This is a genomic window from Aminicella lysinilytica, assembly GCF_004362975.1.
GTDB classification, from domain to species: Bacteria; Bacillota; Clostridia; order Peptostreptococcales; family Anaerovoracaceae; genus Aminicella; species Aminicella lysinilytica.
The window spans coordinates 1-9,957 of sequence record NZ_SNXO01000054.1 but is presented as its reverse complement, the minus strand read 5'-3'; the positions used below and the strand labels follow the sequence as shown (position 1 = coordinate 9,957).

Annotated in this window: 10 protein-coding genes; 8 read left to right on the top strand and 2 right to left on the bottom strand. The window is 44.2% G+C overall.

The window, feature by feature from the left end; translation table 11 throughout:
* Positions 1-207: 207 nt before the first annotated feature.
* On the bottom strand, positions 208-1,590 hold the full coding sequence (locus EV211_RS09925) for an Ig-like domain-containing protein (protein WP_133529278.1): 1,383 nt from the start codon (positions 1,588-1,590) through the stop codon (positions 208-210).
* A gap of 51 nt (positions 1,591-1,641) precedes the next feature.
* A complete protein-coding gene (locus tag EV211_RS09920; protein ID WP_133529277.1) occupies positions 1,642-2,553 on the bottom strand; it encodes a D-2-hydroxyacid dehydrogenase in 912 nt (303 codons plus the stop codon).
* 187 nt (positions 2,554-2,740) lie between these two features.
* Here EV211_RS09920 and EV211_RS09915 point away from each other — a divergent pair, with 187 nt between their 5' ends.
* The 8 genes from EV211_RS09915 (at position 2,741) to EV211_RS09880 (ending at position 9,477) form a co-directional block, all read left to right on the top strand.
* The gene (locus tag EV211_RS09915) at positions 2,741-3,289 is read left to right on the top strand and encodes a manganese efflux pump MntP (RefSeq protein ID WP_133529276.1); all 549 of its coding nucleotides are present in this window, start codon (positions 2,741-2,743) and stop codon (positions 3,287-3,289) included.
* 13 nt (positions 3,290-3,302) lie between these two features.
* Positions 3,303-3,899 carry an XTP/dITP diphosphatase gene (locus tag EV211_RS09910; protein WP_133529275.1) on the top strand — a complete coding sequence of 199 codons (597 nt, stop codon included), beginning with the start codon at positions 3,303-3,305 and terminating at the stop codon, positions 3,897-3,899.
* Positions 3,900-3,905: 6 nt separating this feature from the next.
* Positions 3,906-4,763: a YihY/virulence factor BrkB family protein gene (locus tag EV211_RS09905; RefSeq protein ID WP_133529274.1), complete on the top strand. Its 858-nt coding sequence runs from the start codon at positions 3,906-3,908 to the stop codon at positions 4,761-4,763.
* Positions 4,750-5,358, top strand: coding sequence for a TIGR04100 family radical SAM protein (locus EV211_RS09900; protein ID WP_133529273.1), 609 nt, complete (start codon positions 4,750-4,752; stop codon positions 5,356-5,358). Before EV211_RS09905 ends, EV211_RS09900 begins: the two co-directional genes overlap by 14 nt.
* A gap of 50 nt (positions 5,359-5,408) precedes the next feature.
* Positions 5,409-6,026, top strand: a complete 618-nt coding sequence (locus EV211_RS09895; RefSeq protein WP_166635438.1) for a DUF1287 domain-containing protein — start codon at positions 5,409-5,411, stop codon at positions 6,024-6,026.
* Between the two features lie 2 nt (positions 6,027-6,028).
* Positions 6,029-6,922 (top strand): diacylglycerol/lipid kinase family protein, encoded by an 894-nt coding sequence (locus EV211_RS09890; protein WP_166635437.1) that lies wholly within the window; start codon positions 6,029-6,031, stop codon positions 6,920-6,922.
* A 240-nt stretch (positions 6,923-7,162) separates the two neighbouring features.
* On the top strand, positions 7,163-8,284 hold the full coding sequence (locus EV211_RS10950) for a C40 family peptidase (RefSeq protein WP_243108605.1): 1,122 nt from the start codon (positions 7,163-7,165) through the stop codon (positions 8,282-8,284).
* Positions 8,285-8,301: 17 nt separating this feature from the next.
* Positions 8,302-9,477: a C40 family peptidase gene (locus tag EV211_RS09880; RefSeq protein WP_133529270.1), complete on the top strand. Its 1,176-nt coding sequence runs from the start codon at positions 8,302-8,304 to the stop codon at positions 9,475-9,477.
* Positions 9,478-9,957 lie beyond the last annotated feature (480 nt).

Here is a 9,957-nt window from a genome sequence, read left to right as displayed (position 1 = left end):
GAGCATAATCGATGCGAAAATACGAGGCATCTTCGATACAGGAAGCGGAACTCAGCAGGTCCTAAAGAGCCTTGGACAGTTACAGAATGTCACGCTATCGTAGAAAATATTAAAGCCACAGAAACTGTCAACCCAAATTACCAACAACAACTTGACACTATCCGTTGCCAATCAGTGCAAGGATCCCTTTCAGAGAGGAGTACTATATCAGTCGCCTACATATCTGTAAACATTTGTGTAGAAAGTCCAGGTGGCGTTAGTGTATATCTCGTCCTGGGTACTTTCGCCCGACTTGTTGTCGTAGTCATCATGAGCTCCTACGTCTGTCTTATCGCCTATGTAGATTTCCACATGTCGGTTAGGATTTATAAGGATGTCGCCTCGCTTGAGTTTGGAGATGGACAGCTTGCCCATACTCTTGAAATTGTCATCATTCTTCAGCATAGTGTTGAGTCCGCCGCAGGCAACAGGGTTAGTGCCTGACTTGCAGTTGGCGATGAATGCTTTATCCTGCATGCCGTGGGCCAGGGCCGCTACTACGAATGACGCGCAGTCGTAATCAGTAGATGCTCCCGGATGGCAGAAAGGACAGGCTCTGTCACTGAGCTTGTTGCCAAGCATGCCCATAGAGTATCCAAACTCTGAGTTATCGGCTATGGTAATGGCCCAGGAAATCATACCTTCCACTCCCGGAACCACGTTGATTTTGACTGTATCTGTAGCACCGCCTATGGCAGTTGCTGTTATTACTGCAGTTCCTTTGGTAACACCGGTCACTTTGCCTTTAGAGGATACTTTAGCAATGTCCTTATCCGAACTGCTCCAGGTCACGGTATCGTAAACGGCCTTTGCAGGCGTGGCTGTAAGCTGCAGGGTCTTGGTAAATGCTAAAGTCTGAGTAGAACTGCCGGAAATCTTCACGCTGGCAGGGAATTTATTGATAGTAATGGCTTCAACTGTCTTGGTTACGCCATCGTGGGCCATGGCAGTGATTTTCACCGTGCCGGCCTTTTTGGCTTCTACTACGCCTTTATTGTTTACAGTTGCAAGCTTACTATCAGAAGTGCTCCACCTTATGTTATCGGAAACGCTTCCGTCAGCTTTAGCCTTGTAGGTCTTGCTTTCACCGACAGTTATCTGATTCGCTGTCGAAGTGAAAGTCACCTTAGTTGAATTATCAGCTCCGGCTTTAACTGAGACCCAGTCGGTGTAAGGACCGTAACGCTTCGACTTATACGCGCGCACCTTCAGGTATTTCATCTTCTGCGCCAGCAACAAAGTCTTGGACTTGCCAGTGACTGTGGCCAGTTTAGTATATTTTCCGTTTTCCTTTGTGGAATAATAGATCATGTACTTGTCGGCCGTGCCGCTCGCCGACCATGAAAGCTTGACGTATCTGTAGCCCAAGGCCTTGAAATCTGTCTGAAGGCTGCTTTGGGATACGGCTGCGTTGGCCTTAAGGTTCGTGACTGTGATCGTCGTTGTAGCGGCGTCAGAGTCAGCAGCAAAAATCGGCATGAACATTATGATCAATGCCAGCGAAAGTACTAATGCTACTGATTTCCGTATAATACTCTCATTCTTTTTCATTACAATACACCTTGATTCCTTTTTAACAAAATACAACTTGTATATGTATGTTTACACTATGCGATTGAGTTTGCCGCCGCTGACGAAACTCTTCAGGTTGGCGGTACTCATGTCTATTACTTTCTGACGTGTCTCCTTAGGCATCCACGCTATGTGAGGCGTTACGATGCAATTGGGAGTCTCGATAAGCGGATCCGGTTTTACCGGTGGCTCTGTATCCAGCACATCAATGCCGGCTCCGGATAGTTTACCTGATCTCAGGGCAGCGGCCACATCGTCTGCGTCTATCAAGCCGCCTCGGGCAGTATTGATGAGAATCGCGCCATCCTTCATTCCGCTGATGAAATCCTTATTGATGAACTTCCTGTTTTCATCAGTGAGGGGGCAGTGCAGGGTCAGTATGTCTGATTCCTGCGTTGCTTTCGCATCACGGCTATAGATGTTGACTTTCATACCGAAGGCTTCACCGATGTGTGCCACCTTCTTGCCAATGTTTCCGTATCCTACAATGCCTAAGGTCTTTCCGTCCAGAAGAGACAGAGGCTTATGATTGTAGCAGAAGTCCTGGCAACTGTACCAGTCTCCGGCCTTAGTGGACAGATCGTAGTCACCGATGTGATTTGTCAGTTCCAATATCAGCGAGAAGGCGTGCTGAGCTACTGCTTCTGTAGAATAGGCAGGATTGTTGGCAACGGCGATCCCACGTTCCTTAGCCGCCATCGTGTCGACATTATCGTAACCGGTAGCCGTGACACTGATGAATTTCAGTTTAGGGCAGGCGTCCATAATGTCGGAAGTTATCTGGCATTTACTGACGAAGATACCATCCAGATCCTTCATACGTTCTACGAGTTTATCCTCCGGCGTCCTGTCGTAACAGGTCAGTTCACAGAATTCTCTCATAGGATCCCACGAAAGATCCCCCGGGTTTATGGTGTATCCGTCAAGTATTGCTATATTCATATTAGTGGCGCTCCTTTTACTTTTTAGTTAATTATAGATATTATACCATATATTTCAAAAAATATATACTATTTATGGAAAAATTTGTATTCACATAGGAAAAAAGTTAAATTCTCGCCACAGCCTCAGTTACTTATGGTATAATGTAACGAATAATGACAAAAAGTAATTGTGGAGAATGATCTGAATGAGCTTACTTGAATTATTAATACTAAGTGTTGCCTTGGCTATGGATGCCATGGCCGTATCAATGGCTAACTGCATGGTATATAGAAATCTGAGATTCAGGGACTATGCTCTGATGCCGGTGTTTTACGGAGGATTTCAGGCAGGCATGCCGCTGATAGGCTATTTCGCCGGCGGCCTTTTTGCAGACATTATAACAAAGTACAGCGGAATCGTGATCTTCGTCATACTTGGTATAGTCGGGGGCAAAATGATCTTGGAGTGTTTTGTGCACAAGGATGAAGAAGACACTGCAGACAAAAATTATTCTGTTGGCATTATATTGATGCAGGCCATAGCTACAAGCATAGATGCTTTTGCCGTAGGCATTGGATTTGCGGCGGCACAGGTCAACATAGGCCTGGCGGTGTCGATCATAGGATTGGTTACCGGGGGCTTGTCTATAGGGGCTATACTGGTCGGAAGAAAGTTTGGAGATATATTCGGAGACAAAGCGGGTATATTAGGAGGAGTTGTTCTTATTATTATAGGCATAAAGGCCTTGATCTAAGGAGAGGTGACATATGGACGTTATTATTGCGGCAACTAAGAATGCCAACAAAATAAAAGAAATGGATGCCATTACCAGCGAGCTGGGCATGCATATAATCTCGCGAGATGAGGCAGGCGTACCTGATGTGGAAATAGTCGAAGATGGTGAGACCTTTGAAGAGAATTCATATAAGAAGGCTTATGAAATCATGAAATTATCAGGCAGGAAATCTATAGCTGATGATTCAGGCCTGGAAGTGGACTATCTGAACGGCGCGCCGGGAGTATATTCGGCCAGGTTTGCAGGTGAAGATTGTAATGATAAGAAAAATAATAAGAAACTGCTGTCCTTATTAGAGGACGTGCCATATAAAGAAAGACGGGCAAGATTCGTGTCCGTAATAACGTTAATATATCCAAATGGCGAGAAACTAGTAGCCCGAGGAGAGTGTGAGGGGCATATACTTATGGAGCCATTGGGATTAAATGGTTTTGGATATGATCCTATTTTTGTTCCGAAGGGTTTTCAGCGCACATTTGCGCAGCTTACTGCGGAGGAGAAAAATCACGTCAGCCATAGGGCCAAAGCTTTGAAGAAGTTGGCAGAGATGTTGAAAGAAAAGGAATAGCAGCCTATGATAGAGAGATTTAAAGACCGGCTCAAGCGAATGGTGGTCTTGGGTTTCAGGCAATTTGGTGATCCATATTACCAGGGTTTTGCAGCTCAGATCGCTTTCTTCATAATGTTGTCACTTGTGCCTACTATAATAGTAATATCACAGTTGTTAGGCGTGATCAACGCATCTATGGATTTCATCAATACATGGGTCGAGAAATACGTCCACAGCAGTATGGCCAATACGCTGGAAGAATTGCTAGGAGGCAGAAGCAGTACAGCAGGCAATATAGGAAACAATATTGTCATGATTGCAATGGCTCTGTGGGCAGCATCCAGAGCTCAGTTCTCCATGATGAGAATTGCGAATTATACTTATTCAGGAGGCAGGACTACCGGGAACTTCTGGAAGGAAAGATTCCGCTCCATAAGGACTATGTTCCTGACCATACTTACATATGCTTTCGTCATCATAATACTGATATATGGAGAGAAGATATCCATAATAGTATTTGGTCATGTTGTAGAGGATTCACTGATCATCAAGCTTTGGACATACTTCAGATGGCCTTTGGCGGCTGTTTTGTATTTCCTGGTGGTACTTTACAACTATTATGTATTGCCTATAGAGAGAATGAGCCTGCGTGACATCATCCCGGGCAGCCTCTTTGGCGCTGCGGGCATGGTCATAGTGACATTCTTCTATTCGATATATGTTGATTATATAGTTCATTATAACTTGATATACGGATCCCTTTCATCCATAGTTGCTCTGCTGTTCTGGTTTTATTTCCTGGCGTGGGCTCTGGCTTTGGGGATACTGTTTAACAAAGTTTGGAAAGATACGAGGGGAGTGACATCTAATGGATCTGACTGAAGAAATTGGTGATGTACTGTACGATTACGGACGAGGGCTGTATGCAAATATAACTAACAGATGCCCTTGCCGATGTGAGTTTTGTATAAGAAACATGACGGACGCCCTGGGGAGCGCGGACTCCCTGTGGTTAAAGAGAGAGCCCACCGTGGAGGAAGTGGAGAAGATGCTGAAGGATTGGGATCTTTCCTGCTATGACGAGCTGGTTTTCTGCGGATACGGGGAACCTATGGAAAGGCTCGACGATCTCCTGGAAATTGCAAGATATATCAAGAAAAACACAGATCTGACGGTCAGGATAAATACTAATGGTCTGTCGGATCTTATAAATGGAAAAGAGACAGCCCCTATGCTGGAAGGCGTTATAGATGCAGTCTCTGTCAGTCTTAATCAGTCTGATGCGGAGAAGTATAATGATCTCTGTCATCCCGAGTTCGGCATGGATGCATATCCTGCCATGCTGAAATTCACAGAAGATGTGAAGAAGTTTGTTCCAAGGGTGGCTATGTCTGTAGTTGGAGTGATACCGACTTCTGACATAGAGAAATGCAGGAAGATAACAGAAAAACTGGAGGTACCGTTTCGAGTAAGGTAAAAAGATCGCGAAAAAGAAAGAACAGATACAAATTTAAGAAACGCTTTTTTGTGATAACAGCTATTGGGCTCCTGGTACTGTCTATGGGCCTTTTTTGGCTACATAATATGGTGGTGGATAAATACTATGGCTCCAAGGCGACCGGCTGCTCTTATGAGCAGGGTCAGCTGGTCATGCTGGGTGCAAAGGCCTACATTAATTCGGGACTTACATACAGTGACAAGTATTACGGTGGCTATCCGCCTGCTCACGTAGGCGTGTGCACCGATGTAGTATGGCGTGGTCTGAAGGCTATCAATGTGACCTTTAAAGATCTCATAGATGAGGATACGAAAGAAAACTTCGATGAATATGAGGATATAATTTCTTACAGGGACACAGGCCTTGACTTCAGGTATGTGCCGGTGGTGAAAAGGTATCTGGAACGTAATGCGGTATCATTAAGTACAGATCCCGGGAATATCTTAGCATGGCAGCCGGGGGACATAGTGGTCTATGGAAATGACCATGTAGCCGTAGTATCCAGTCTGACCAATTTGTTCGGATATCCTTATGTCATACAGCATGGAAAGGATCCGGCGGGAGATGAAGACAGGCTCTTTGGCAGCGATAAGCTGAAAATATCGGCTCATTTCAGATGGAATCAGACTATCATAATGGGGGAATAGCAATGAAAAAGGCATTGATAATAATAAACCCGTGTGCGGGAACCAAACAGGCTAACAGATATTTCGTGCAGATCACGGATATATTCTGTAAGGCAGGATATGAAACTATAGTTGCAACTACAGCCAAGGCCGGGGACGGAACTGTAATAGCCAGAAAACGGGCGAAAAGAGTGGATCTGGTAGTGTGCATAGGCGGAGACGGTACTTTTAACGAAGTAGTCGCAGGCGTACTTGAATCCGGCGCGGGAACACCTATAGGGTATATACCGGCCGGCAGCACCAATGACTTTGCCAACAGCATAGGATTGCCTAAGGGCATTTTGCCGGCGGCACGTACTATAGTGGAAGGCGAACCTATGGCCCTGGATATAGGGAAATTCAACGGCCGTTATTTTTCTTATGTTGCATCATTCGGAGCATTTACTCAGACTTCATATAATGTGCCTCAGGATCTTAAGAATTCGCTGGGTCATGTGGCCTATCTGCTGGAGGGAATCAAGGATATATCCACATCCCTTAAACCATTCAAACTCAGATTGAAAAATGAAGTGGGTGTTTATGGCGGCGAATACGTCTTCGGTGCCATATGTAATTCTACTTCAATGGGCGGGATACTGACTCTGGACAAAGATGTGGTGGATATGAATGACGGTAAGTGTGAGGTGTTGCTCATAAGATCGCCGAGAAACCTAATAGAGCTCAATCAGGTTCTGCTTGCCCTGACCAGCCAGAACTATAGCGACAGTTCACTGATTTCATTCTTCAGTTCCAGCAAAGTGGAGATAAAAGCTGATCCGGATATGCCGTGGACTCTTGATGGAGAATACCAAGAAGGCTGTGAGGACATAATCGTTGAAAACGTTCAAAGCGCAATAAAAATCATGGTTAAAAAGTAATAATTACATGGCATAAATATAATACTTTGAGAATAAACATAAGAAAATGCCATTGTGTTTCTTAAGGATTCTTAAGAAATATTAAATCGGTATAAGCGTTGAAATATAAACGATTATACCGATTTTGCTTTGTGAAGACTATGTGAACAATTAAGAACCTCCATTGACTTGAGCGTGTATATAATTTAGTATAAGCCCATGAGTCAATTAAAAAAAACACAGGAAAAGGAAATTAGTATTATGCACAATGAAGCCTACTTTTCGGTAGATACTAAGTTCAAAAGGGTATTAAAAGCAACTGCTTCAATGCTATTGATAATTGCATTGACTATAACGATGCTGACAGTATCAGGTTTGGGGACCAACAGAGCCTATGCTGACACATCCACATCTACCAGCAGCACTTCTACGAAGTACGCTGTGCTTGTAAGTATTAGAGATCAATCAGGTAATTATACCTATAAAAATCCAATCTATATTTATTCGACTAAGACCGCTGAGGAAATCAAAACTGATTTCACACAGTCAGTTGAAAACTATCTGAAAGCCAAGAATTCTAACATCATAAGTGTCACTATTAATGATACTGTAGATGTGCAGGTGACGCCTGTAAGCGTATACCCGGCTGCAGCGAAAACTGCTTCAGCCCAGAGTTCAGTGGCAATTGCCAGCGCTGTAAACGACACAGTATATTCACTGGATGACGCAATTGCGGAAATGTTATACGACAATTACTTCAACATCACTACTGTCGCCAAATCAACGTCTGTCAAATATTCAAGTTATAAAACCATATATAAGAAGACATCCAAATTGAGAAAAACAGTAAGCAAAGTCAGCCGCGCCGGAAAGAAGGGCAGCACGACCAAGCTTTATTATGTGACAACTTCTACTAAGACAGATGGCACATCAACTTCTGTTACACAGTATGTAAGCACGACAACTCAGAAGTCTCAGAGTAAAGTGGTCCTGAAAGGAACAGGAACTGTAAGCGTTAAGAGGGGAAATACATATAGCGGAACCAGCGGTAAAGACATAGTGAAATACGCTAAGAAATTCGTAGGAAATCCATATGTATATGGTGGTACCAGTCTTACACATGGTTGCGACTGTTCAGGATTCGTTCAATCTATATATAAGCACTTCGGATTGCAGCTTCCAAGAGTAGGTCAGTGTGGAGTGGGCAAGAGCGTTTCTATGAGAAATCTTAAGCCTGGCGACATTCTTACATACTCAGGTCATGTGGCTATCTATGCAGGAAATGGTAAGATCGTTCACGCAGTTACAGAGGGACAGGGCATCAAAGTTACATCTATGTATTACGGCGGAACGCCATACAGAGCTACAAGAATCGTTAAATAGAGAGGCGGATCACAATAATGAATTTTCATAAGTTTAAGTTGAAGGAATTTGATTTCAAATCAGCAGTTAAGACCTTCGACTATAGAAAGTACAGAATAGAACTGACTTTCGCAATTTCCATAGTATTAATGCTGATAGTACTGCTCTTCTCATCGCATATATATGCCACAGAGGAGTACTGGCAGGTTTCCATAGGTGATAAGGTAGTGGCGACGCTTAATTCAGAGGACAGCGCCAACAGTGTCATTTCACAGGTGAAGGATCATTATACTAAGTCTGGGGCAACAGATGTTTCGGCTACCATCGATCCTGAGATTACTGTTACTCAGAAATTTTACAGGACCATAGCTAAGGCCCCTGATGTGTCCACAGTAGATGAAGTAGTGGATTACATCCTTACAGGAAACAAGGTCGAGAAAACCTATACCGTTAAAAAAGGCGATACCTTCTGGGGTATAGCAGAGAAGAAGGACATCTCTCTGAGCAAGCTTCTTTCCATCAATAACAAGAAGGAAGAAAGCAAACTTGTAGCCGGAGACAAGCTTACATTGGAGGCTGTAGAGCCTATGGTAACTGTCACCACAACCCAGACGGTTACAGAAAATCAGAAGATCAAATATAAGACCATATATAAGAAATCATCTAAACTGGTAAAGAATACCAAAAATGTGAAGAAAGTCGGAAAGTATGGCAAGAAGCTGGTTACAGCTACGGTTACAACGGTCAACGGAAAGACAGTTAAAACCAGTGTGATCTCCAGCAAGGTTGTTAAGAAGCCTACTGCGGCTATCGTATTGAAGGGCACCAAGAAGAGCTCTTCTAAATCAGGTACCAGCAGCAGTACGGGCGGGCAGGCAGTTGCAAACTATGCGCTGCAGTTCGTAGGTATACCTTATGTCTGGGGCGGATCCAGCCTGACCAGCGGCGTTGACTGTTCTGGTTTCGTCATGGCTGTTTACGCTCACTTCGGAGTCTCGCTTCCTCATGATGCGGGCGCTGACAGGAACTACGGCAAAGGTGTCTCTGTATCTAATGCAAGACCGGGTGATCTGATCTGCTATTATGGTCATATAGGTATCTACATAGGCGGGGGCAGACTGGTCCATGCTAAGGATTATGGTTATGGAGTATGTATAGATAATATTCATTATTCCAGCAAGCCGATATTGACAGTGAGAAGAATTTTCAACTAGCAGCACGTCCTTCCGTCTGGCTAGTCCTCGTGCGCGAATAGCCCCAAGCGGCTTATAAAACCAAGAATAGAACACCATGCAAACTCGTTGAAGCGAGTGGAGCCTCTTCGAGGCTCTAAAGGGTGACCTCTTGATGATACCATACAAGTAAGGTATCATCATCGTGCCCACCCTTTGCTTCAACTTCAAACAGTGCATGGTGTTCTATTCTTGTTGTTTTACTTCGCCGGGGGCTATACTTGCTCCTGCGGAATCGCTGCGACGGAAGGGCGGGCTTGCCTGGTTGCAAGAGACTGAATATGGTCATTTGAATATCCTATCTGAGGCCATATTGGCATTGCTATCAAAATAAAAAAATCATGCCTCCTTGCGAAGCATGATTTTTTCTTTTAAGTATGACGGGCATGCCGTCAATCTGTGGTGAAAGTCCACGTGGGGCGTAGTTGCCGACGAACCCCAAAGCGACTTGCAAGTTTCACA